Below are 23,373 nucleotides of genomic sequence, written 5' to 3'. Positions count from 1 at the left end.
CCCGACCCTTGAGGAGCTTCGATGTCGCGCGTTCTCGATCGCCGCCAAGTGCTGCGCGGTGCCACCATGGCGGGAGGCGGTCTTGCCCTGTCGGCGTATATGCCGGCGTGGGCGCAGCCGGTTTCTGCGGGTATCGCCAAGCCGTTGCCGACCGTCTCGGGCGAGGACATTACGCTCAAGGTCGCGCATCAGATGATGATGATCGACGGGCGGGAAAGCCACGCGATCGGTATCAACGGCACCGTGCCGGCGCCGCTGATCCGTCTGCGCGAAGGCCAGAACGTCCGCATCCATGTCGTCAACGACCTGGATGAGGAAACGTCGATCCACTGGCACGGGCTGCTGGTGCCGTTCCAGATGGACGGCGTTCCGGGCATCTCCTTCCCCGGCATCCCGGCGCGCTCGACCTTCACCTATGAATTTCCGATTATCCAGAGCGGCACCTACTGGTATCACAGCCATTCGGGGTTGCAGGAGCAGGAGGGGCATTACGGCCCGATCCTGATCGATCCAAAGAACCCGGACCCGGTGCAGTTCGATCGCGAGCACGTCATCGTGCTGTCCGACCACAGCTTCCAGCATCCGCACTACCTGTTCGATCGGCTCAAGAAGGAGTCGGGCTATTTCAATCGCCAGCGTCAGACCCTGGCCGGGTTGCTCGCGGGCAAGGATCAGCCGCTGCAAGAGCGGCTGATGTGGGGCAAGATGCGGATGGACCCGGCCGACGTCGCCGACGTGACCGGATCGACCTACAGTTATCTGGTCAACGGCCATGGCCCGCGCGACAACTGGACCGCGCTGTTCAAGCCCGGCGAGCGGGTGCGGCTCCGCTTCATCAACGCATCGTCCATGACCACCTTCAACGTCCGCATTCCGGGTTTGCCGATGACGGTCGTCGCGGCGGACGGCCTGAACGTGCGGCCGGTCCAGATCGACGAGTTTCAGTTCGGTCCCGCCGAAACCTATGACGCGATCGTCTCGCCTCCCGACATGCGCGCCTATACGCTGGTGGGCGAAAGCGTCGATCGTTCAGGCATGGCGCGTGCGACGCTCGCGCCCCGCGAAGGCATGGCGGCCGAGGTTCCTCCCTTACGCAAGCGTCCGCTCGCGACCATGAAGGACATGGGTATGGGCGGCCACGACATGGGCACCATGGATCACGGCGCCATGCAAGGCATGGGGAACGGCGCGACAGGCGCGCAGGCCGGCTCGATGGCGGGCATGGACCACAGCGCGATGAACCATGGCGCCGGCTCGATGCAGGGCATGGACCATTCCCAGATGAACCGCGGCGCGGCCGGTGCCGCTGCCGGAGGGATGGCCGGAATGACGATGCCGCAGGGCCAAAGCGGCACGATGACCGGGATGGATCATGGCTCGGGCACGATGCCCGGCATGGCAGGCGATCAGTCGATGGCCGGCATGGACATGGGCAACATGAACATGCGTGACTTCTCCAAGGCGCCCGAGGTCAAGAAGGGGCCGGGTGTGCAGACCATCTCGGCGATGCCGGTCGACCGGACCGGAGACCCGGGACAGGGGCTGGAGAACGTCGGGCACCGCGTCCTCACCTATCGCGACCTGACGGCGCTCGATCGCAACCCCGATACGCGGGCACCAGAGCGCGAGATCAAGCTCCACCTCACCGGCAACATGGAGCGTTACATGTGGGGCTTCGACGGCGAAAAGCTGTCGGAGAACCCCGATCCGATCACGCTGCTGCATGGCGAGCGGGTGCGCGTCACCCTCATCAACGACACCATGATGGGCCACCCGATCCACATCCACGGTCACTTCTTCGAGCTGGTGACGGGGAAAGGCGCCTATGCGCCCCGAAAGCATACCGTGCTGGTCCAACCGGGCGGAACCGTCAGTTGGGACGTGACGGGAGAGGAAGGCGACTGGGCGTTCCACTGCCACATGCTCTACCACATGCACGCGGGCATGATGCGCGTCGTCCAGGTCCGCAAGGCAGGGGAGGCCGCAGCATGAGCCGGTCGATCCTCCTTGCCGGTTTTGCATCGGCCGTCATCGCCGGACCTGCCTTCGGCCAGAGCATGGATCATTCCATGCATAACATGCCGGGCATGACCATGCCGGCTAAGCCTGCCGCCAAGGCCGCCCCAAAACCCACGCGGAAGGCGACCGCAAAGCCGGCGTCCAAGCGCAAGGCACCTGCCAGACAGGCGGCGTCCCGACGTGCGCAGGCCCAAGCTCCAGCGACCGATCCGCATGCCGGTCACGATATGGGCGGGATGCAGGGGATGGACATGGGCGGCCAGCAATCCGCTCCTGCCGCGAACCCGCACGCGGGCCACGACATGTCCGCCATGTCCGGGATGGATGCCCCGGCAGGCACGCCGCAGGACCCGCACGCCGGGCACGACATGAGCGCGATGCCGGGCATGGCGATGGCTGGCGATCAGGGCGGCGCCAAGGTCGGGACCGACCTGCCCCCCGGCAACAAGCCCGCTCCCGCGCCTTCCGACGATCATCTTGCTGATCGTTTCTGGGGAGCAAAGGCGATGGCTACCTCTCGCGAGGACGATTTGCGTCGCGAGCATGGCGGGATGACCTACTATCAGGTGCTCTTCAATTTGGCCGAATACCAGGCTCGCAAGGGTAGCGATGGGTATCGTTGGGATGGCGAGGCGTGGGTCGGAGGCGACATTGATCGCCTGTGGCTGAAGTCGGAGGGCGAAGGTGGCTTCGGCAAGTCGCTCGACAGCGCTGAAGTCCAGGCGCTCTACAGCCATGCGCTCGACCCCTATTGGAACCTCCAGGCGGGCGTCCGCTATGACATCAAGCCCAATCCCTCCCGGACCTATGCGACCGTGGGTATCGAGGGGCTGGCACCTTACTGGTTCGAGGTAGAAGGTGCGCTGTTCCTGTCGAACAAGGGCGAAGTGCTGGGTCGTGCCGAGGGCTATTACGACCAGCGCATCACCAACTATTTCACGCTTCAGCCTAGAGTCGAGGCCAACTTCTCCGCGCAGGATGTGCCGGAAACCGGCACCGGATCGGGGCTCACCGACCTGGAGGCGGGCTTGAGGCTTCGGTACGAGGGCCGCCGCGAGTTCGCGCCGTACATCGGCGTGTCGTGGGAACGGCAGTTCGGCGACACAGCGCGATACAGTCGGGCACGCGGCGGTGACACGGGCGGGTTCAGCTTCGTCGCGGGCGTGAGGACCTGGTTCTGAGCCCGCGGCTGCGCCTTCATATCGGGGCGAGCAAGGTCCATCGCTGGCTTGCTCTCCTGATCGGGGCGCAGGTGATCGTCTGGTTCACCAGCGGGCTCATTATGAGCCTCTTGCCGATCGACACGGTGCACGGCGATCACCGGATCGATCGCAACGCCGAGCCTGCGCTGTCGTTCGATCAGACATTCGCGCCGGTTCCCGCCTTGCTCGCGACGGCCGGCGCGCCTGTCCGCCAGCTTCAGCACCGGATGCTGCTCGGGCGACCCGTCGTCGAGGCGCAGCTTGCCGATGGCAAAATTCGGTTGCTGGACGCCCGGACCGCCGCGCCGCTCCCGCCGATCGACATGAGGGCCGCGGCGGCCATTGCCGGCAGGGCCTATCGGGGCGGAACCGCAGTTCCGACGATCGAATGGGTGGAGCGCGCGAGCACCGAATACCGGGGTGCCCTTCCCGCATGGCGGGCGTCGTTCGCCGATGACGATGCGACGCGCATCTACGTGGCGGCCGAAACCGGCCGGCTGACCTCCGTGCGCACCGGAACGTGGCGGCTCTACGACTTCTTCTGGGGCCTTCACATTATGGACTGGACCGAGCACGAACGGTTCAACACGCCTTGGCTTATGGCCTTCGCCGCAGGCGGCCTCGTGTTCGGCGTCGCGGGCGCGATCCTGCTTTTCATGCGCTGGCCCCGGCGCCGTCGAAGAAAAGCGCAAGGGACAGGCCGAACCGCCGCGTAGTCTCTTGTGGGGGCGCCAGAGGAGAACGGGCGATGGACCACGACCAGCACCGATCCGGCCCACGTGGCGGAATGGGCATGAGCTACGGGCGCTTCGCCGCCATGATCGTGACATCGACCGTCGTAATGTTCGGGTTGATGTACCTCAACACCTATGCCCTGAGCCACGTCGAATATAGCCAGACCCGGACATGGATGGCGATCGTCATGGGCGCCGTGATGGCGATCATCATGCTCGGTTTCATGTGGGGCATGTACCCGAGCCGCCGCGCCAATCTCGGCATCGTGGCAGGCGCTGTCATCGTGTTCGCCGGCGCGCTGTGGCTTGTCCGCAGCCAGGAGACTGTCGGGGACGTTGCTTACATGAAGGCGATGATCCCGCACCACTCGATTGCGATCATGACGAGCGAGCGGGCGCATATCAAAGACCCGGAAGTGCGTAAGCTCGCCGATGGCGTCATCGACGCCCAAGTTCGCGAAATTACGCAGATGAAGCAGATGATCGCCCGACTGGAAGCGAACCCCACGCCCCCGAACGCGCCGGACTTGCCTTCCTATCGTGACCGGCAGGTGCCGCCTCCGCCCCCCGAGACGGATCAGAGCACCGGCATCAACACCTTGCAGCCGATCCGATAGATCGGCCGTGGTTGAGGGGTGGCGTGCTGGCGCACGTACCTATTCGCATGGGCGGGGTGACGAGGAGAAATCAGACATGAAGACGATCGCGATCATGACCGCCGCACTGCTCGCCGCTACCCCGGCATTGGCGCAGCAGGCCGGGCACCAGGGGATGAGCCATCAGGGGATGGATCATTCGGGCATGATGCAGCCGAGCGCGGCCAACCCCTACGGCCCCGACATGATGAAGATGCATGAGCGGATGATGGCGGCGAAGGGCGCCGATGCCGGTGAGACGTGGATTCGTCAGATGATCGAGCATCATCGCGGCGCGGTCACGATGTCGCAGACGGCGCTCCGCAGCACCCGGAATGCGGAAATCCGTCGTGAGGCGCAGAAGACGATCGACAGCCAAAATCGCGAGATCGCGACGTTGAACGCCATGCTGCGCAAAATGGGCAAGAACCCACAGTAGCCGACCCGCCCTCGCCTTTGGGCGACACAGGGCAGCTATCGAGGAGCCGATGATGAACCGACCTTTTCGAGCCGCGATTGCCGCCTTGTTGATGGGGCTTCCCGCGACCGCGATGGCCGCAGCCGACATCGCCATGCACCGCGATCCGGGGTGTGGTTGCTGCGAGAAGTGGGCCGAGCAGGTCCGCCAGCAATTCGGCCGCAAGGTGCGGATCATTGACGATGCCGATCGCGGCGCTTTGCAGCGTCGCGTCGGCGTCCCGGCGGATTAGGCTTCCTGTCATACCGCCATCGTCGACGGCATGGCCTTCGAGGGCCATGTTCCGATCGCCGACATGAAGCGCGTTCTGGCGCAGCGCCCCAGAGGCGTGAGTGGGTTGGCAGTCGGCGGGATGCCGCTCGGATCGCCCGGCATGGAGGTGGCGGGTATGAAGTCCCAGCCATTCTCCGTCATCGCGTTCGGCCCTGGCGGTCGCCGCATCTATGCCCGGCACGGCTAGGTAGCGGGCGGGAGCGGTGAACCGCTCCCGCCCGCCATCAGATTAGTGCTTCATGCCCGACATGTCGTGGCCGGCGTGATCGCCGCCCTTCTTCATGTCCGCGCAGCAATCCTTCTTGCAGCAGTCGCTGCCGTCCTTGCAGCAGGTCTTGTCCGCGCCGCAGCAGCCGGCATCGGCCGCGAATGCAACGCCGGGAATCGCCAGCGCCAGGGCAGCGCCGATCAATTTGAACTTGGTCATCAGTAACTCCGTCGATTGAATGTGTGTGGTTCGGATCGTCACACAGCTCGCGGAGGGGGGGTCGCAGGCGGAACGGGCATTCCCATCAGTCCCGCGACGGGTAGCGGTTTGATCGCTATGCGAACCGGGGCGGTAGGCCCGGCCTGTGCCAAGGCTTCCCCCCGAACCGCTAGGCAGGGCGTCGAGCAGGCCGCTTGTTGCGGGGCCTTCGTGGGTTTGTGACTTCCCTCGCAACCGGCCATCTCGGATGCGACTGGCGCGGCGTTCGCCACGGCCTCGCAGATCGGGCCGAGGCGCAGGACGAGCATCACCGCCAGCATAGTCAGCACCGCCAGGCGAAGCGGGCGGGCAAGGCGGTTCAGTCGACGATCCACAGGCTTATCGATCCCGATCGACGATCGATGTCAATGAGCCATCGAGAGCGCTGCCGGCGCGGCGATCATCCAGATCGCCATCGCGACCATCATCACATTCTCGGTCAGCGACAGGAAGCCGAGCGGCACGTTGCTGTCTCCGCCGACGCAGGCGCACTTCAGCTCGCGCTTGTCGACATAGACGGCCTTGATGACCGACACCGCGCCGATCGTCCCGATGACGAGCGCGACCGGCACCGAGAGCCAAGTCAGCGCGCCCGCTGCCATCAGCACGCCCGCAAGACCTTCCGCGTAGGGGTAGATGTAGGAATAGGGCACCCAGCGCTTGGCGAGCAGGTCATAGTTGAGGAACATGCTCGAAAAGCTCTCGACGTTCTGGAGCTTGAGCATCGCGAGCACGCACATCGAGAAGGCGATGAACCACTCTCCCGCACGCACCGTGACGGGCGTGCCAAACACGGCGTAGCTGGCGGCAAGGGCCATCAGCGCCGTCATGGCGAACACCGCGATCACCGGGCGGTAGGTGACGGCCTTGGGATCGCGCACCGTCTTTCCGAAGAACCGGCGCAGATCGTCATAGCCCCCTACCCGCTCGCTCCCGATGAAGGTTTGCGGCGTCGTCTTGACCCCGTGCTTTGCCTTGAACGCGTCGGTTTCCTCCCGCGTGCGCAGCCAGTGGTCCTCGACCTCATAGCCTTGTCGCCGAAGCAGATCCTTCGCTTTCAGGCCGTAAGGGCAGGTGTGCTCCGGCATCACCATCCGATAGATCGTCGCTCTCTTAGGGGCCGCGTTTGCCATCGTCTTCTCCGTGTACTCGCGACCCCTATATGGGGTCTGTAGTATAGTACGGAGTCAAGCATGGTATCCCTCACGATCGCCGGTTTTGCGCGCGAGGGGGGCGTCGGTGTCGAGACGGTCCGCTACTATCAACGCCGAGGACTTCTCGACACGCCGGATCGGCCCGAGGGCTCCGGGTCAGCCGGCGGGTTTCGCCGCTACGGTGCGCACGATGTGCGTCGTCTGCGTTTCATCAGATCGGCTCAGGCAGCGGGCTTCACGCTGGAGCAGATCGGCGAGCTGGTAGCGCTCGACGCGACCGATGATCGAGCTCGCGCCCGTGAGCTTGCCAGTGCGCGGATCGCGGCTTTGGATGCCCAGATCGAGGAACTTAGCCGTGTTCGTGCATCGCTTCAGCGCTTGGCGCAGGAGTGCGGCACTGGATCGGAAGGCCCCTGCCCTATCCTAACAGCGTTCGACTTTTGATATCGCATGGATAGCACGAAGGTGTCAAAACCGTCCGGTTATGACACCGGCTATCGTTCGCCGGCTGGGAAGTGACGGTAGAAGGTCGAGCGGCCGACTTGCAGCAGTTTGGCGACCTTGGCGGGGCTGTCGCCCGCCGCCAGCAGCTTGCGCGCAGTGTCGAGCATGTCTGGCGTCATCACCGATTTGCGACCCCCGCCGGTGCCACCCTTGGCACGCGCTGCCGCTAGGCCGGCGATGGTCCGTTCTTTTATCAGCTCGCGCTCCATTTCCGCGACCGAGGCAAGGATATGGAACAGCAGCCGCCCCGATGGCGTGGACGTGTCGAACCCATCCGTCAGCGACCGGAAATCGACCTTGCGCGCCGAGAGGTCGGCCGCCAGTTCGATCAGGCCTTGGATCGAGCGGCCCAACCGATCGAGCTTCCAGATGACCAGCGTGTCGCCGGCCCGCACGAAATTGAGGGCCTCGATCAGGCCGGGCCGGTTCAGCTTCGCGCCGCTAACCTTGTCGGTGAACAGCTTTTCGCACCCGGCTCTGGTCAGCGCATCGGTTTGCAGCGTCAGGTCCTGATCGGACGTCGAGACACGCGCATAACCAACCAGCATGAGTCCCGTTATCCCAACTCGAACAGCGAATTTCGGGACTCATATTTCGGGAACATATTTTGGGAAAGCTCCGGCGTTCATCGGGCGCATTTTTATGCTGGTCCGATCCGTCCCGTTGGAGGTTCCCAATCGGGAAGGCTGATAACCGGCTCACCCATGGAATAAACCCGGACGAGCGTCGTCTATGCTTTCAGGACTGATGCGCCGGAGGCTTATGCATAGACGAAACTGGATGCTGGGTCTGACTGCTCCGGCCCTACTTACAGGCGCAGCCGCGGCCTCCCCTGCCGATGGCTACGCCAGCATAGTGTCTGCCGCGATGGACCGGATGATGGCGGGCATGATGGTCAAGCCGTCCGGCGACGTCGACCGCGACTTCGTGGCGATGATGCTCCCGCATCATCAGGGCGCCATCGATATGGCGGTGGCGGAGCTGCGCTATGGCCATAACGAGCAGCTCAAGCGCATCGCGCAGGAGATCATCATCGACCAGCAGCAGGAGATCGCCGCCATGAAGCTGGCGATCGGTCAGCCGCTACCCCCTTCGACGCCAGCCCCGACGCAGGGCGGCGGCCACCATAGCCCTATGGAGCACTGACATGATCCGGACCATCCTGCGCTCGGCCGCCTTGCTGATGAGCGCCGCACCGGGCCTCGCCATGGCCCAGCAGGCGCCGTGGAACGCTAAGGACATGCCCGTCAGCCACCGCGACCGCGTCTATGCGTCTGAACAATTCTCCAACACGGTGTCGGTGACGGACCCGGCCGACAACCGGCTGCTCGGCGTCATCAAGCTCGGCGATCCGCAGCCGATGAACTTTTCGCCGCTCTACAAGGGACAGGTGCTGGTCCACGGCCTCGGCTTCTCGCCGGACGGGAAGACCTTGGCGGTCGTGTCGATCGGATCGAACGCCGTGTCGTGGATCGACACCGCCACCAACACGGTCAAACACACGACCTATGTCGGGCGCAGTCCGCACGAGGCGTTCTTCACGCCAAACGGCAAGGAGGTGTGGGTCACGGTCCGCGGCGAGGATTATATCGCCGTGCTCGACCCCACGACGTACAAGGAGACGGGGCGCATCAAGACGCCCGGTGGTCCGGGCATGACGATCTTCTCTCCCGATGGCCGGTACGGCTATGTCTGTTCGTCGTTCAATCCGGTGCTGGCCGTGTTCGATGTCGCGACCCACGCGCAGGTCGGACAGGTGGCACAGCCAAGCCCGTTCTGTCCCAATATTGCCGCGACGCCGGACGGCAAGCAGGTGTGGTTCACGCTGAAGGACATCGGCAAGACGGTCGCATTCGATGCGAGACCACCCTTCGCGATCCTGAAGGTGCTGGATACCGGGCCGATCACCAACCATGTCAACTTCGCCCGCACGGCCAAGGGGCAGTTCGCCTATGTGACGGTCGGCGGAGAGAATGCGGTGAAGGTGTTCCGCACATCCGACTTCGCGCCCGTCGCCACCATCCCGGTCGGCAAGATGCCGCACGGTGTCTGGCCATCGGGCGACGGCCGGCGCATCTACGTCGGGCTGGAGAATGCCGATGAGCTCGCCGCGATCGACACCGCTGGCAACACGGTCGTTGCCACCGTGCCGGTCGGACAGGCACCGCAGGCGATCGCCTATGTGTCGAACGCAGTTCCGACAGGCCCCGGCACCGACAATCTCCAGCCGCTCGGCACGGCCGGCAAGGCGTTGCATCTGACCATGGGGCCGATCGGCGGCAAAGGTACAGCAAGCAGCATCACCCTCTTCGACCAGGGCATCATTCAGGTCGTGCAAAGTGCCGTTACCGGTTTGCAGCCCAAAAAGCCTTACATGCTCGTGCTGACCGCCAATGCGGACGGCAGTGGTGCGGTAGAGCCGCTTGCGAACTTCATGAGCAACCCGGCAGGTGCGGCGATCGTCAACGCATCGGGTCCGATCCGGCAGATCGTTCAGGGCAGCACCGCGACGCCCCGCCGCTTTCTGGCGGTGGCGGAGGTGGTGAACGGCGCGCCTGGACGCATCGTGCAGGTGCAGCGCGACTAAAATGGACCCTCTTGCCGCCGCGATCGAACCCCTGATCCCCGGCCTGCGCCGCTATGCCCGGTCGTGGCTGCGCGATCGGGCGATGGCGGACGACGTGGTGCAGGATTGCCTCGAGCGCGCGGTCGGGCGATGGCGACAGCGGCGCGGGGTGGAGGTTCGCCCATGGGTCTACGCGATCCTGCACAATCTGTTGGTCGACCATCAGCGGCAGCGTAGCCGGCGAGGCACAGCGGTTCCGCTCCACCTCGTGGACGACACCGCGCTCGGCCGTCCGGCCGATCAGGACACAGGCCTGCACCACCGCGACCTGCTGCGCGCGCTTGATGCGTTGCCTGAAGAGCAGCGAACGGTGCTGCTCCTCGTATCGGTCGAGGGTCTGCCCTATGCGGAGGTCGCTGCCGTCGTCGGCGTGCCGCTGGGCACGGTGATGTCGCGCATATCGCGGGGGCGCGACCGTCTGGCGACACTCCTCCGGGAGGGTGAACGGCCGCGATTGAGGAGCGTGCAATGACCGGCCCGATCGGCGAGGACGATCTGGCCGCATGGATCGATGGCAGGTTGTCGCCCGAGCGGCAGCGCCTGGTTGACGCCTACCTTAAAGGCCAGCCGGATCTGCATGCCCGTTTGCGGGAGCAGGCGGAGCAGGCGCGAGCCCTCGCATCCCTGTTCACCACGATCGCGGACGAACCCATTCCGGCGACGATGCGCGTGGCAGCGATCAGGGGACGGCAAAGGCAACCGCGTTGGCAACTCGCCATTGCCGCGTCACTTCTGCTGGCGTTGGGGTTTGGCGGGGGCTGGTCGAGCGCGCGGTGGAGCGGTGAACCCCGCGCGGGCATCGCGGCGCTGGCCAACGAGGCGAGTGACAATTTCCGTGTCTATGCCGCCGACCGGATACGACCGGCGGAAATCGGCCCCGACCAGCGCGCCATGCTGATCCGGTGGACCTCCGCCCGACTGGGTGAGCGCGTCACCATCCCGGACCTCAGCACAGCCGGCTATCGCTATGGCGGGGGGCGATTGGTCGCGACGCCTCACGGCCCTGCGGCACTGCTCCTCTACGACGGACCGCAAGCGTCGAAACTCGCGGTGCTGACGAGGCCTATGCAGATCGACAAGACCGCGAGCATGACCAGCACGTCCAGCGGGACCATGGGCCGGGTCACATGGGCGGTTGATGGGATCGGCTATAGTGTGGTGGGCGAGCGACCCGCGGCCGAGTTGCATCCGATCGCCGACGAGGTCCGGCGCCAGGCCGATGCGGCGCTGGTGTCCTGATTGCACCTTGCCGCTTCCCGACGCCGACAGGCACCGGGCGATCCAGCGGGATCACGGCTTGCGCTCGACGTCCTTCCTGTCGGCCTCGGCCGGCGTCCGGCGAGCCCGCTCGCGGATGCGGCGTTCCAGCGGCGCACCGACGAACAGGACGAGCATTGCAAGGCTCACCCCGCCGATGATGAGCGGCCACACTGCCAACCCCGCTGCCGCGCCGATCGTGGCCGTCACCCAGATGCACGCGGCGGTCGCCAATCCATGCACTTCCTGACCCTGGCCGACCCGCAGCACCGCGCCGGCACCGATGAAACCGACGCCTGTCAGAATGCCCTGCATCGCCCGCCCTGCGGCGTCGGCGTTTACATTTGGCAGGCCACTATGCACGACCGCCTGCACGGCGATGCAGCTCGCCAGACCGACCAGACCCAGCGTTCGCAAGCCCATGATCTGCCGGTTCTCGCGCGAGCGTTCCCAGCCGAGCACCATCCCGGCCGCGGTCGCCACCACCAGCCGCCCGATCGCATCGATCCAGAAGCCGATGTCCGATGCCGCTGACGCTTCGATCATTCGACCAGCACGTGGACGTGATGCCAGGCGGTGCACAGATATCCGGCGAAGTTCCACATCGTGTCCGGCCGTTCGGGCTGTCCCTGTCCAGCCCCGTCGAAGGCGCGCACGACAAGGTGCTGGCGACCTTTGGCAAGCGTGGCGTCGAGGGTCCAGCGCCGCCAACCCCAGTGCGTCTCCGGATCATCGGCGAACGTCGCCTGTTGCCACTCGCGACCACCGTTTACCGACACTTCGACCCGAGAGACGCGGCGATCATAGGCGATGGCATAGCCCTCGATCCGCACCTCCCCGGCCGGCAGGCTTTCGCCAGAGCCGGGCACGCAGATCGCGGCGTTGAGCGGCATGGCATTGATGGTCAGACCCCGGCTCCAGTCGACGGTGTCGCTCGTCACATCGGCGGGAAACAGCTTGTAGTCGTGCGCCTGGATCGGTGCGTCGGAAGGCATGTCTCGCACCTCGATCCGTGTCAGCCATTTGGCGCTGCGCACGCCGGCATAGCCCGGCACCACCATGCGGAGCGGTGCGCCGTGTTCGGGCGTCAGCGGCTCGCCGTTCATCGCCCAGACGAGGAGGACGTCGGGCTGCCGCGCCTTGCTCATGGCGATCGATACCCCGAACAAGGCTTCCTCGCCCTCCACGTCCACCTCGTCCGCGCCGGTGAACGCCACGAACAGGTCGGACGAATCAGGTGCGCCGACCGCATCGAGCACATCGGCCAGGCGTACGCCGGTCCACTCTGCATTGCCGATCGCGCCGACATCCCAAGGATCACCCGACGTTTTTCCGACCTGCTGGAGGTCAGTGCGCCGGTTGCCGGCGCACTGGAGAACTGCCGTCACCGTCCGCGTGGGGAACGTAGCTTTCAGTTCCTCTACCGAGAAAGAGCGGCTCGCCATGCCCGTCCCGCTCACCTCGATCCGATGATTGGCGGGCAGATCCGGCACTGGCCCGTGGCTGCGCACGTAGAACAGCGCCTGCGGCGTCAGGAACCGCTCGATCAACGCACTGGGCGTCGGCTCGGCGTTGTAGGGATCGGATTTGCGCTCGATCATATCGGTCATGGACGAACAAACGCCGCAAGCGCGCGGATCGCTTCAAGTCTTCAAGACCATCACAGACGAAAGGCTGCCGATCGTTCTGATATCCAGATTGGAATGAGCAGATCAAACGGTTGGTCGTATCGATCAGATTGCGCGATATAAGCTGCATGACCCTGGAGCAGCTCAGAATATTCGTCGGTGTCGCGGAGCGCGAACACGTCACCAAGGCAGCGGAGGTGCTGAACGTCACGCAGTCTGCTGCCTCCGGCGCGATTGCTGCCCTCGAAGCGCGCTACGGGGTTCCTCTGTTTCACCGCGTCGGGCGTGGCATCCAGCTGACCGAAGCAGGCCGCGGCTTTCTGGAGGAAGCGCGCGCGGTGCTGGGGCGGGCAGCGCATGCCGAGACGATGCTGGCGGACTATGCCGGGCTTGCCCGTGGTTCATTGCGGATCGTCGCCAGCCAGACGATCGCGAGCTACTGGTTGCCGGCAAAGCTCGCCGCCTTCCACGAACGCCACCCGCAGATCGCGGTTGAGCTCGCGATCGACAACACCGAAGGTGCGGCAGCGCAGGTCCTGAGCGGCGCGGCGGAACTCGGCTTTGTCGAGGGCGAGGTGGACGAACCGGCACTCGCCCACTGGACTGTCGGGCGTGATCCGATGGTGCTGGTCGGCCGCGAGGACGCCGAACGTGTCGACGAGGCCTGGCTGCGCACTGAACGCTGGATCGTCCGTGAGCTGGGATCCGGTACGCGCTCGACCTTCGAGGACGTGCTGCGAACGCGCGGGTTTGATCCGGCCCAGCTGACGATAGCGATGACGCTGCCGTCCAACGAGGCGGTGCGTACCGCGGTCGAGGCCGGTGCCGGCGTTGCCGTCTTGTCGCGATTGGTCGTAGCTCGTGCGCTCAAGGCCGGTGACCTTGTCGAGCTGCCGCTCGGGCTGCCCGACCGCGCCTTTCACGCGCTGCGCCACAAGGAACGCTATCGCACCCGCGCGGCCGACGCGCTGACGGACCTCATCAAGGAGCAGGTCGCATGACTGCCGACACGCACTCCGTTCTGAGCGGCCTCAAGCCGCTCAGCCGGCTCGATCACCCCCGCGAGATGATCCGCCAGTTCACGCCCAACTGGTTCGCCGCGACGATGGGCACGGGCATCCTCGCGCTCGCACTGCCGCAGGTACCCGGCATTGGACCCTCGCTGAAGCCATTCGGCGAGGTGTTGTGGTTCTTCAACATCGCACTCTTCGCGCTGTTCGCCGGCCTCTATGGCGCGCGCTGGGTGATGTTCGGGCATGAGGCGCGGCGCATCTTCGGGCACAACACCGTGTCAATGTTCATCGGGACCATCCCGATGGGGCTGGCGACAATCATCAACGGCTGCCTCGCCTTCGGCATCGCGCGGTTCGGGAATGGCATCGTACCGGTCGCGCAGGTCTTGTGGTGGATCGACGTCGCCATGTCGCTCGCCTGCGGCGTGCTGATCCCGTACCTGATGTTCACCCGCCACGAGCATAGCCTGGACGGCATGACCGCGGTATGGCTGCTGCCGGTCGTCGCTGCCGAAGTGGCGGGTGCCAGCGGCGGGCTGCTCGCGCCGCATCTGGCCGATCCCCACGCGCAGCTAGTCACGCTTGCGACCTCCTATGTGCTGTGGGCCTATTCGGTGCCGGTCGCGTTTGGCATCCTCGCCATCCTCATCCTGCGCATGGCACTCCATAAGTTGCCGCATGAAAGCATGGCGGCATCCTCCTGGCTGGCGCTGGGGCCGATCGGCACGGGTGCTCTGGGCATGCTGGTGCTCGGGGCAGATGCGCCGGCGATCCTCGCGGCGCACGGGTTGGCCGATGTCGGTAGCGTCGCTCAAGGGATCGGCGTTGTCGCCGGACTCTGCCTGTGGGGTTTCGGCCTGTGGTGGCTGGCGCTCGCGACGCTTATCACCATCCGCTACTGGCGCGCTGGTGTGCCGTTCAACCTGGGCTGGTGGGGCTATACCTTTCCGCTCGGCGTCTACACCGTCGCCACCTTCCGCCTCGGCACGACGCTGAACCTCGGCTTCTTCGGCATAGCTGGCACGGTGCTGACAGTCGCGCTTGCGGCGATGTGGCTGCTGGTCGGTGCCAAGACGCTGGCTGGCGCATGGCGGGGCAACCTGTTCGTCTCGCCCTGCATCGCCACCCCGAACTGATCCGCCGTGGTGATCGGATCAGTCGGTTCGATCACTTGCAGAACGCCCCTTCGATCCGCCAGCGTGGCTGGCCACAGGAGAGCCTTGTCATGGACAATTTCGACGCCGGGCTGGCGAGTGAGACCAGCCGTCGCCGCTTTCTTAGGCATGCCGCGCTCGGCAGCGCCGGCCTTGCCGCAGCACCTGCGCTGGCACAGCAGCTCGTCGACCTGAAGCTGCCTGGCGGCAATGCCGAACGGCCGATGACCAGCGCCTTTCCCGGCAAGGGCAGCATGATCCTCCAGCGTGTCCATCCGCCTTTGCTGGAAACGCCGATGGACGTGTTCGACAAGTCGGTGTTCACGCCCAACGACCAGTTCTTCGTCCGCTGGCACTGGGCCGACATCCCGACCTCGATCGATGTCGAGACTTTCCGCCTCAACGTCTTCGGCCACGTCAACCGGCCGCTGTCGATCAGCCTCGCTCAGCTGCTGCGCCTTCCACGGGTCGAAATGGCGGCGGTCAATCAGTGCTCGGGCAACAGTCGCGGGCTATTCCAGCCGCGGGTCGCCGGTGCCCAATGGGGCAACGGCGCGATGGGCAACGCCAAATGGCTCGGTGTGCGGCTACGCGACGTGCTCGACCTCGCGGGGGTCAAGGCAGGCGCGGTACAGGTGCGCTTCGGCGCGCTCGATCAGCCGGTCGTGGCGGGCGCCCCTGACTTCGAGAAGGCACTCGACATCGACCATGCCCGCGACGGCGAGGTGATGATCGCCTTCGGCATGAACGGCGAGCAACTGCCGCTCCTCAACGGCTTTCCCTGCCGGCTGATCGTGCCGGGCTGGTATTCGACCTACTGGGTCAAGATGCTGAACGCGATCGAGGTACTGCCCGGCCCTGACGACCAGTATTGGATGGCCAAGGCCTACAAGATCCCCGCGACACCCGGCGCGAATGTCGCGCCCGGTGCCAAGGACTTCCCGACTGTCCCCATCAACCGGATGATCCCGCGCAGCTGGATGACGAGCCTGCCCGATGGTCAGGCCATCGCCTATGAAGCGTCGATCCCGGTCGGCGGGATCGCGATGGGCGGCGATTGCGGCGTCGCCAAGGTCGATGTGTCGTCGGACGGTGGCCGCACCTGGTACAGGACGACGCTCGGCGCGGACGAGGGCAGGTACAGCTTCCGGCGCTGGGATGGTCGCGTGCCGCTGCGACGCGGGCCCAACCCCATCATGGTGCGCTGCTGGAATACCAACGGCGTCGCCCAGCCGATGAAGCCGATCTGGAACCCGGGCGGGTTCATGCGCGGCAACATTGAGACCACCACCATCATCGCGGCTTGAGGAGCGAGTAGCATGAAGACCCTCTCCCCCGGCGTGCTGGCCGCTGGCCTGATCGGCCTGACCGGCATCATCCTCGTCTCGATCGGCGCGCCGAGCAGCCGCAAGGCGCCCGTTCCGATATCCGAGACGTCCGAGCCGGCGCCGCCCGCCAGCGTGTCGGCGCGCGGCTTTTCGCTTGCCTCAACTAGCGTTGACCTGCCGGTCGACGACGCGACCTATCCCGACGGCCCGCACGCCGACGTTATCAACGCCAACTGCACCTCGTGCCACTCGGCCAGCATGGCGCTGACCCAGCCTGCGCTATCGGCGGACCAGTGGAAGGCGACCGTCACCAAGATGCGTGAGGTGTACAAGGCGCCGGTGGCCGAGAAGGACGTTGATGCGATCGTTGCTTATCTCACCGCTATGCCGAGCCAGAAGGTGGCACCCGCGACCGGCAAGGCGCAGGACCCAGACCCCAAAGTGGCTCCTGATGTCTCAGGTGGAACCGGCTAACCGATCTACTTCCATAATCCCGAAATACCATCCCAATCGGGACGGTGTCGGAGCCGTCCGGTTCTGACACCACCGACTGACACACGCATTTCCGCGGGTTTACAGGTGTCAGAATCCCGTGTCAGAAGGCCGGTATGCAAATCGGCTATGCGCGGGTGTCTCGCGGCGATCACCAAGACCTCGATGCCCAAGTCGCCGCGCTTGCTGCAGCGGGGTGCGATCCGATCCTTCGCGAGGAAGCCTCAGGCGGACAGACCGATCGGCCCGAGTTGGCGCGCGCGATCAGGAGCCTGCAGCCGGGTGACGTGCTGGTGGTGTGGAAGCTCGATTGCTTGTCGCGCTCTCTGCGTGACCTTCTGTTCACGCTGGAGGAAGTCGCGGCGGCCGGTGCCGGATTCCGCTCGCTGACCGAGGCCGTGGATACGACGACGCCGGCGGGACGATTGATGACACAGACGCTTGGCGCCTTCGCCGAGTTCGAGCGCGCCATGATCCGCGAGCGCACCATGAGTGGGCTCGCGCACGCGCGCCAAGCTGGGCGTCTGCTGGGTCGCCGACCAAGCCTCACTCGGCAGCAGCGCGCCGAGATCGTCGCCAAAGCGGAATCCGGCCAAGGATCACCGGCGCAGCTTGCCAGCCTGTTCCGCGTCTCTCGCTCCACCGTGCAGCGGGTGCTTCGCGACCATCGTAACCGATCGGCCGTGGCATGAGCCTTGCCCCTGCCCTGCTCCGCGACTTGCCTGCAGACCTCGATGCGCAACGCTACGAGCTGGCCCGTGCCCGCCAGCTCGCTCGGGCATGGGCAGAGACGCTGCCCGAACCGCGACGCCGGGACATGGCCGCGCTGTTCACTCGCGATGCGATCGACACCTATCGCGCCGAGGCCCGACCCCATGCGATCCTCAGTCCACCATTCGCCGCACCCTATGGCCGGCTCGATCGCGCGGTCGCCGAGCTGGCTGCAGTGGTGGGGCGTGAGGCCGCGCCGTTGCCGATCGCCGAGGCGGTTTATTTCCTGACCGGCCTCTACACGACCCTGCTCGCGGCACGGGAGCGCGGGGCGATGGGGGCGTTCTACACCCCGCCGGCGCTGGCGAACCGGTTGCTCGACATGGCCGAGGAACAGGGGATCGACTGGACCCGTGCGCGCGTGCTCGATCCGGCGAGCGGCGGAGGCGCGTTCCTGTTGCCTGCAGCCGAACGGATGATCGCTGCGCTTCCCGCGGCCGAGCCGGCGATCGTACTGCGGCAGATCGGCACCCGCCTGACCGGGCTGGAGCTGGATCCCTATGCCGCGGGCTTCGGGCAGAATGCGATCGAACTGCTGCTGGCGGATGTGACTGCCGCTGCAGGCCGTGCAGCCCCGATCGTCGTGCGCGTCGCCGACACGCTGGAGGAAGCGCCGGTGGCCCGCTTCGACCTGGTGATCGGCAATCCGCCTTATGGCCGTGTCACTCTCACGCCCGAACAGCGCCAGCGGTTCGCACGCAGCCTTTACGGCCACGCCAATCTCTACGGCGTGTTCACGGATATCGCCGTGCGCTGGACGAAGAAGGGCGGGACCATCGCCTATCTGACGCCGACCAGTTTCCTGTCGGGCAGTTACTATTCCGCGCTGCGTGAGCTGATCGCCAAGGAGGCGCCGCCCGTCGCGATCGATTTCGTCCATGCCCGGCGCGGCGTGTTCGAGGACGTGCTGCAGGAGACGTTGCTGGCGGCTTACAAGCGCGGCGCAAAGCCTGGCCGCGCTCAGATCCATTATGTCGAGGTCGCGAACGAGCGCGAGGCCCGCGTCATCCGCAACGGTACGATCGGCCTGCCCTCCCCGGCGTCGCAACCGTGGCTCGCACCGCGCGAGCCACGGCACAGCGCTTTGATCGCCAAGGCCGAGACGATGCCAGCGCGGCTTGCCGACTGGGGTTACCGTGTCTCGACGGGACCGCTGGTGTGGAACCGCTACAAGGACCAGATGCGGCTCCGCCCCGCACGCGGCGCACATCCGCTGATCTGGGCGGAGGCGGTGTCGGCGGATGGTCGCTTCGCGTTCCGGGCCGAGAAGCGCAATCACGCGCCTTATTTCAAGGTCGAGCGGGGCGATGCCTGGCTGCTTGTCGAGGAGGCATGCGTCCTCGTCCAGCGCACCACCGCGAAGGAGCAGGCGCGTCGCCTGATCGCGGCCGAGCTGCCGGCGGACTTCATCGTGCAGCATGGCGGCGTTGTGGTCGAGAACCACCTGAACATGGTCAGGCCCTCCGCGCGGCCCGCGGTATCGCCGGCGACGGTCGCGGCGGTGCTGAACAGCGCGGTCGTCGATCAGCTCTTCCGCTGCATCAACGGTAGCGTCGCGGTATCGGCGTTCGAGATGGAGGCGCTGCCCCTGCCCTCACCCGCCGCGATGAAAACGGTGGAGGCGCTGGTCCGCCGCGGTGCCGCCATCGAGGACGAACTGGCGCGCCTCTATGGGCAGGTCGTCCCATGACGCCGCTGCTAACCCGTGAACAGGTCCATGTCCGGCTGCAGGAGATCTTCCCCGATGGAGCGCCCAATCGCGCCTATCTGACCCGGATGCTGGCGGCGAGCACAGTGTTCGTCGCCCTCTATATCGACGCGGTTGAGGGCAGCGGGACGTATCTCGGTCCCAAGCACGTCTATCGCATGACCGACGAACGGGCGGCGCGTACTGATGCTGCCGACCGGGCCAGCTATGCGACCGGCGTTCTGCGCACCGGGAGCCAAGTCGAGGGCCGACGCTGGTATCAGGACAACACCCGCGAGCCGATCCGTGATGAGACGCTGCGCGAGGGACTGGTGGCGATCGGCGCAGTGACCGAGCGCACCGACCTTGCCACTACGTCGAGCAAGCCGCGCTATGCGCTGAAGGCGGGCTTCGCCGCTTTGTTCGACCCGGACCTCGCCGACGAAGCGCTGCGGGTCCGGATCGCGGCGTGGCAGGCCGAGGCATTGAACAAGGGTGCGCTCGCCCGACTGGCGATCGTTCGCCGCGGTGCCGGCGTCAGCGCCGATCAGGTACTGGTCACCTTCCCGAACGGCGAGACGCGCCGGATGAAGCCCGGCCCCAGTTCGGCGATCACCAAGGCGGTGGTCGAGGTGTTCGCCCCCACCTTCCTCACCGATCCCGCCGTCCTGTTCCTCAGCGAGAGCGGCAACAAGGTGGTCGCGCGCGACGACGAGCTGGCGCGGTCGATCGGCCTCGCGATTCAAGCCGACCGGAACCTGCCCGACACGATCCTCGTCGACCTTGGGCCGACGCATCCGTTGCTGGTGTTCGTAGAGGTGGTCGCGACCGATGGCCCGATCAGTGAACGTCGAAAGGAGGCGCTGGAGGCGTTGGTCGCCGAGACGGGCTTCCCCGCCGAGCATGTTGCATTCGTGACGGCGTTTCTCGATCGCAGCGCTGGGCCATTCAAGAAGACGGTCGATAGCCTCGCTTGGGGCAGCTACGCTTGGTTTGCTGCCGAGCCAGAGCGGCTGCTAATATTCAGCGATGCCCCGCGCTCGCTTGGCGGCTGACCGCCACGACGCCGGGCGATGCTTTCCTCTCCGCAGTTGCGCCCATCCTCGCGGCTGCAGGCCCCCTTCCCCATGCCCGGCTCGATACCGGCGGCGAGACGACGCGCCCGAAGAAGCAGGCGACGCGGTTGCTCAAATGCGAGTGCGGGACATGTGGCTATACCGTCAGGACCGCGCGCAAGTGGCTCGAGACGGCCGGCGCACCGCTATGCCCGGTTGGGGGCACGGGCCGATGCATCATGATCCGCTCAACACTGACGGCGATGATCCGAAGCCGTAACGCTTCCCTTCCCATCCACGTCGTATATAAGTATACAAGTATAATTCTATACCGCAGGAGTGCAGCATGAAGGTTCTAGCCATCCTGTCCCAGAAAGGCGGCGTTGGAAAAACGACGTTGGCGACGTGCCTCGCCGTAGCGGCTGAGCAGGCGGGCAAGGAAGCCGCGATCATCGATCTGGACCCGCAGGCGACAGCATCGTTCTGGAAAGACGTGCGCCAGCTCGATACGCCGGCCGTCGCTTCGATCCAGCCGGTGCGGCTCGCGGCGATGCTCAAGGCGTGTGCCGACGCCGGCACAGACCTTGTGGTGATCGACGGCGCTGCCGTTGCGCGCGATGTTGCCTATGAGGCTGCGCGGCACGCCGACTTTATCCTCGTACCGACGAAGACGGCGGTGTTCGACACCATGAGCATGACTCACACACTCGACGTGGTGCGGCAGCTCGATCGCGCCTTCGCCGTCGTGCTGACATTCGTCCCCCCGCAGGGACAGGAGACGGGCGACGCGATGAAGGCGGTAGAGGAGCTGGGCGCGGCGGTTTGTCCGGTGACGATCGGCAACCGCAAGGCGTTCTTCCGCGCTCAGGCTGCGGGCCAGGCAGTGCAGGAGTTCGAGCCTAACGGCCCCGCCGCAGCGGAAATCAAGCGTCTATACGAGTATACGGCTATACGCCTATACGATGAAGTGGAGGCGGTATGATGGCGAAGGGCAATACACTTCAGGCGATGCTTGATCGGGCCAAGGCTGGCGGCGACGCGCCGGCAACGCCCGCCCCGTCCGTCGCGGCAACGCCAACCCCCGCCAAACCCGCGCAGGCGGGACGACAAGGGACCAAGCTGATCGGTGGGCATTTCGCGCCGGAGGTCAGCACGCAGCTCCGCATCCTAGCGGCTGAGGAGGGGACGACTGTGCAGAGCCTGCTGGGCGAGGCGCTGGACGACCTGTTTGTGAAGAAGGGACGCAGCCGGGCAAGTAGGCGGGTATAGGCGTATACAGTTATACTAGTAGGGAAAGTGCGAAGGCCGCGAAAGGACGGGTGCCCAACGGAATCATTCAATTCTGGCGACAAAGTCTCGAATGTTTGGCTGTTGTTTATCTAGCTGCGACTGATTCACTTGAACTGTTCGTCCTGAAAATTGCTTAGTTCCCGAGGTTAGGAAACAAATCGGAATACCTTTCGCACCAGAAACCACCGATGCGGTATTTGCATCATTGATCTGCTCTTCGAACATTGCACGAAAAGTAGCCCTATTTATAGGAGCGGGGCTGCCCCCGGGGTGTATAGCAAACAATCCAGGGTTTGACTGATAAACCCTGAATACCTCGGCAAAGATCTCAAGAACGACCGTCCTAAATGCTGTGGCCGAACTGCTATTCATTTGCGTGAGCCTGTTACCCACGTAGCTATATATCTGAGGAAGCCTCATAAGAAACTGTTGCGTGTTCCGGTAGTATTGAGATTGGATCTGCCCCGGGCGGCGGACCACACCATATACAAGCGATAAAACCGAGCGAACCGCTCGCTTTGAAGAGCCATCCGCCGAGAAAGGAATAATTAGCCGATCGGCGGCGGAAATCGCCAACTCGGTATAGACCGTGAAGCTTGGGTTACAGTCAATAAAAACCGTTATATCTTGTTGATTCCACGAGTTCCGAACGTCATCAATGAGGTTTCGTATCCAAGTATGGACAATCTGCCATGCGTTGGGCGGACCAGCCGTACAAGCAAGTTGAATTCACGACGCTTGCATTTCCAATTCCTCGTCACCGCAAATAAGGTAGAGATTGGCGGGAACGGCGTTATTAATGGTCCGAGCTTGCGTAAGATAACTGGCTCCGCTGTGCGTGTCGACATACGGACTGACAATGCGATCATTGATGTAACCCGCAATCGTCCGGGGAGGCGTCATCCCCGAAAGCTGTTCAATAGCAGCTTCACCCGCTTCAATCCCGCCCAAAATCATACTGGACGAATTAGCCTGTGGACAGAGGTCGAGGACAAGAACTCGCTGATTAGGATGCGTTCGGGCATATTCAGACGCGACCTGGAATGTCAGGTAGCTTTTTCCAACACCGCCCTTGTTATTCCAAACCGCATAAACTGCCATATCGTCTCTACCCGTCAATCTAGGAATCACAGGCGACGAAATAGCGCCACCACCACGGCTCACCCATGGCATAGGGCATCCATTTACTCGTAATAATTTATGAGGGCGAGCTTGCCACATGATAGGCGATCGGCTTGCTCTCGACCGGCAAACTCACGTGAAATTAGGACAAGCGACGGCGCTGGAGGCGTGTTGGCTCACAGCTACCACCTACATGGAATTAGCACGTAGCGGCCTGTCAGAAAGCACCTGATTGCCGTCTTCCAACTGCACTACGAACGCTGGGCCGATGCGGAACGGATGTGGGAGGTGCGGAAGGCGCGCAACGAAAGCCGCCGAGCCTAGATCGCACGCCTTCAAAAACGAGATGGAGGATGAGCGGTAGCGCAGTGTCGATGCCAAGTGGGCCAAGGCCGTGTCAGTATAGCCGTATACGGCTATACTGACACGGCCTTGGCCTAAAAGTGAGTTTTGGGGTAGCGCCTCACCTTTGCGCGGCTGGCGTA

The 23,373-nt window shown here is 64.7% G+C and carries 26 protein-coding genes and 2 pseudogenes; 21 read left to right on the top strand and 7 right to left on the bottom strand.

Going from position 1 to position 23,373, the window contains the following annotated elements:
• Nucleotides 1-21: 21 nt before the first annotated feature.
• The 6 genes and pseudogenes from FHS97_RS16480 (at nt 22) to FHS97_RS16455 (ending at nt 5,528) form a co-directional block, all read left to right on the top strand.
• Complete coding sequence (locus FHS97_RS16480; RefSeq protein WP_184040627.1) at nt 22-1,992, top strand: copper resistance system multicopper oxidase; 1,971 nt, start codon at nt 22-24, stop codon at nt 1,990-1,992.
• Nucleotides 1,989-3,200 carry a copper resistance protein B gene (locus FHS97_RS16475; protein ID WP_184040624.1) on the top strand — a complete coding sequence of 404 codons (1,212 nt, stop codon included), beginning with the start codon at nt 1,989-1,991 and terminating at the stop codon, nt 3,198-3,200. Before FHS97_RS16480 ends, FHS97_RS16475 begins: the two co-directional genes overlap by 4 nt.
• On the top strand, nt 3,191-3,937 hold the full coding sequence (locus tag FHS97_RS16470) for a PepSY domain-containing protein (RefSeq protein ID WP_246346736.1): 747 nt from the start codon (nt 3,191-3,193) through the stop codon (nt 3,935-3,937). The genes FHS97_RS16475 and FHS97_RS16470 overlap by 10 nt, the downstream gene beginning before the upstream one ends.
• A 32-nt stretch (nt 3,938-3,969) precedes the next feature.
• Nucleotides 3,970-4,572: a DUF305 domain-containing protein gene (locus tag FHS97_RS16465; RefSeq protein ID WP_221233368.1), complete on the top strand. Its 603-nt coding sequence runs from the start codon at nt 3,970-3,972 to the stop codon at nt 4,570-4,572.
• 76 nt (nt 4,573-4,648) lie between these two features.
• Nucleotides 4,649-5,029 carry a DUF305 domain-containing protein gene (locus FHS97_RS16460; protein ID WP_184040621.1) on the top strand — a complete coding sequence of 127 codons (381 nt, stop codon included), beginning with the start codon at nt 4,649-4,651 and terminating at the stop codon, nt 5,027-5,029.
• A gap of 91 nt (nt 5,030-5,120) precedes the next feature.
• A pseudogene (locus FHS97_RS16455) lies at nt 5,121-5,528 on the top strand (DUF411 domain-containing protein).
• Between the two features lie 42 nt (nt 5,529-5,570).
• Here the strand turns inward: FHS97_RS16455 and FHS97_RS16450 are convergent.
• Complete coding sequence (locus tag FHS97_RS16450) at nt 5,571-5,768, bottom strand: hypothetical protein (protein WP_019368240.1); 198 nt, start codon at nt 5,766-5,768, stop codon at nt 5,571-5,573.
• A 404-nt stretch (nt 5,769-6,172) separates the two neighbouring features.
• Nucleotides 6,173-6,940 (bottom strand): glutaredoxin family protein, encoded by a 768-nt coding sequence (locus FHS97_RS16445; protein ID WP_184040618.1) that lies wholly within the window; start codon nt 6,938-6,940, stop codon nt 6,173-6,175.
• A gap of 60 nt (nt 6,941-7,000) precedes the next feature.
• Here FHS97_RS16445 and FHS97_RS16440 point away from each other — a divergent pair, with 60 nt between their 5' ends.
• A complete protein-coding gene (locus FHS97_RS16440; protein ID WP_184040615.1) occupies nt 7,001-7,405 on the top strand; it encodes a MerR family transcriptional regulator in 405 nt (134 codons plus the stop codon).
• Nucleotides 7,406-7,455: 50 nt separating this feature from the next.
• Here FHS97_RS16440 and FHS97_RS16435 read toward each other — a convergent pair whose 3' ends face one another.
• Entirely contained in the window at nt 7,456-8,013 is a 558-nt protein-coding gene (locus FHS97_RS16435; RefSeq protein ID WP_150426770.1) for a recombinase family protein, read from the bottom strand.
• A gap of 184 nt (nt 8,014-8,197) precedes the next feature.
• Here FHS97_RS16435 and FHS97_RS16430 point away from each other — a divergent pair, with 184 nt between their 5' ends.
• From FHS97_RS16430 to FHS97_RS16415, 4 genes are read left to right on the top strand one after another with little or no spacing between them, the layout of a single operon-like run.
• Nucleotides 8,198-8,611, top strand: a complete 414-nt coding sequence (locus FHS97_RS16430; RefSeq protein WP_484592885.1) for a DUF305 domain-containing protein — start codon at nt 8,198-8,200, stop codon at nt 8,609-8,611.
• A gap of 37 nt (nt 8,612-8,648) precedes the next feature.
• The gene (locus FHS97_RS16425; RefSeq protein WP_246346734.1) at nt 8,649-10,052 is read left to right on the top strand and encodes a YncE family protein; all 1,404 of its coding nucleotides are present in this window, start codon (nt 8,649-8,651) and stop codon (nt 10,050-10,052) included.
• A 1-nt stretch (nt 10,053) separates the two neighbouring features.
• The gene (locus FHS97_RS16420; protein WP_058733714.1) at nt 10,054-10,563 is read left to right on the top strand and encodes an RNA polymerase sigma factor; all 510 of its coding nucleotides are present in this window, start codon (nt 10,054-10,056) and stop codon (nt 10,561-10,563) included.
• Nucleotides 10,560-11,330 (top strand): anti-sigma factor family protein, encoded by a 771-nt coding sequence (locus FHS97_RS16415; protein WP_184040612.1) that lies wholly within the window; start codon nt 10,560-10,562, stop codon nt 11,328-11,330. The genes FHS97_RS16420 and FHS97_RS16415 overlap by 4 nt, the downstream gene beginning before the upstream one ends.
• 51 nt (nt 11,331-11,381) lie before the next feature.
• On the opposite strand, the gene FHS97_RS16410 is transcribed toward FHS97_RS16415, so the two are convergent.
• The gene (locus FHS97_RS16410; protein WP_058733712.1) at nt 11,382-11,894 is read right to left on the bottom strand and encodes an MgtC/SapB family protein; all 513 of its coding nucleotides are present in this window, start codon (nt 11,892-11,894) and stop codon (nt 11,382-11,384) included.
• A complete protein-coding gene (locus FHS97_RS16405) occupies nt 11,891-12,958 on the bottom strand; it encodes a molybdopterin-dependent oxidoreductase (RefSeq protein ID WP_184040609.1) in 1,068 nt (355 codons plus the stop codon). Before FHS97_RS16405 ends, FHS97_RS16410 begins: the two co-directional genes overlap by 4 nt.
• 146 nt (nt 12,959-13,104) lie before the next feature.
• Between FHS97_RS16405 and FHS97_RS16400 the strand changes: the two genes are divergently transcribed.
• From FHS97_RS16400 to FHS97_RS16360, 10 genes and pseudogenes are all read left to right on the top strand, one after another.
• Nucleotides 13,105-13,977: a LysR family transcriptional regulator gene (locus FHS97_RS16400; protein WP_058733710.1), complete on the top strand. Its 873-nt coding sequence runs from the start codon at nt 13,105-13,107 to the stop codon at nt 13,975-13,977.
• Nucleotides 13,974-15,125: a TDT family transporter gene (locus FHS97_RS16395; protein WP_093008091.1), complete on the top strand. Its 1,152-nt coding sequence runs from the start codon at nt 13,974-13,976 to the stop codon at nt 15,123-15,125. The genes FHS97_RS16400 and FHS97_RS16395 overlap by 4 nt, the downstream gene beginning before the upstream one ends.
• 89 nt (nt 15,126-15,214) lie before the next feature.
• A complete protein-coding gene (locus FHS97_RS16390; RefSeq protein ID WP_058734566.1) occupies nt 15,215-16,450 on the top strand; it encodes a molybdopterin-dependent oxidoreductase in 1,236 nt (411 codons plus the stop codon).
• 12 nt (nt 16,451-16,462) lie between these two features.
• Nucleotides 16,463-16,945 carry a c-type cytochrome gene (locus tag FHS97_RS16385; protein ID WP_058734567.1) on the top strand — a complete coding sequence of 161 codons (483 nt, stop codon included), beginning with the start codon at nt 16,463-16,465 and terminating at the stop codon, nt 16,943-16,945.
• A 134-nt stretch (nt 16,946-17,079) separates the two neighbouring features.
• A complete protein-coding gene (locus tag FHS97_RS16380; protein ID WP_184040606.1) occupies nt 17,080-17,655 on the top strand; it encodes a recombinase family protein in 576 nt (191 codons plus the stop codon).
• The gene (locus tag FHS97_RS16375) at nt 17,652-19,424 is read left to right on the top strand and encodes an HsdM family class I SAM-dependent methyltransferase (RefSeq protein WP_184040602.1); all 1,773 of its coding nucleotides are present in this window, start codon (nt 17,652-17,654) and stop codon (nt 19,422-19,424) included. Before FHS97_RS16380 ends, FHS97_RS16375 begins: the two co-directional genes overlap by 4 nt.
• The gene (locus tag FHS97_RS16370; protein WP_184040599.1) at nt 19,421-20,476 is read left to right on the top strand and encodes a BsuBI/PstI family type II restriction endonuclease; all 1,056 of its coding nucleotides are present in this window, start codon (nt 19,421-19,423) and stop codon (nt 20,474-20,476) included. Before FHS97_RS16375 ends, FHS97_RS16370 begins: the two co-directional genes overlap by 4 nt.
• A pseudogene (locus tag FHS97_RS17580) lies at nt 20,473-20,756 on the top strand (transcription elongation protein SprT); the annotation flags it as partial. The gene FHS97_RS16370 and the pseudogene FHS97_RS17580, both read left to right, overlap by 4 nt.
• 66 nt (nt 20,757-20,822) lie before the next feature.
• Complete coding sequence (locus tag FHS97_RS16365; protein WP_184040597.1) at nt 20,823-21,458, top strand: nucleotide-binding protein; 636 nt, start codon at nt 20,823-20,825, stop codon at nt 21,456-21,458.
• A complete protein-coding gene (locus FHS97_RS16360; RefSeq protein ID WP_221233366.1) occupies nt 21,458-21,745 on the top strand; it encodes a ribbon-helix-helix domain-containing protein in 288 nt (95 codons plus the stop codon). The genes FHS97_RS16365 and FHS97_RS16360 overlap by 1 nt, the downstream gene beginning before the upstream one ends.
• A gap of 63 nt (nt 21,746-21,808) precedes the next feature.
• On the opposite strand, the gene FHS97_RS17300 is transcribed toward FHS97_RS16360, so the two are convergent.
• Both FHS97_RS17300 and FHS97_RS17295 read right to left on the bottom strand, forming a co-directional pair.
• Nucleotides 21,809-22,342, bottom strand: a complete 534-nt coding sequence (locus FHS97_RS17300) for a hypothetical protein (protein ID WP_221233365.1) — start codon at nt 22,340-22,342, stop codon at nt 21,809-21,811.
• Nucleotides 22,343-22,495: 153 nt separating this feature from the next.
• Nucleotides 22,496-22,867, bottom strand: a complete 372-nt coding sequence (locus FHS97_RS17295) for a ParA family protein (protein ID WP_221233364.1) — start codon at nt 22,865-22,867, stop codon at nt 22,496-22,498.
• Between the last annotated feature and the right edge of the window lie 506 nt (nt 22,868-23,373).

The organism is Sphingomonas endophytica (assembly GCF_014199415.1).
Classification (GTDB): domain Bacteria; phylum Pseudomonadota; class Alphaproteobacteria; order Sphingomonadales; family Sphingomonadaceae; genus Sphingomonas; species Sphingomonas endophytica.
Note: the sequence above shows the minus strand (reverse complement) of the source record. Positions and strands in the feature narration are given on the sequence as shown.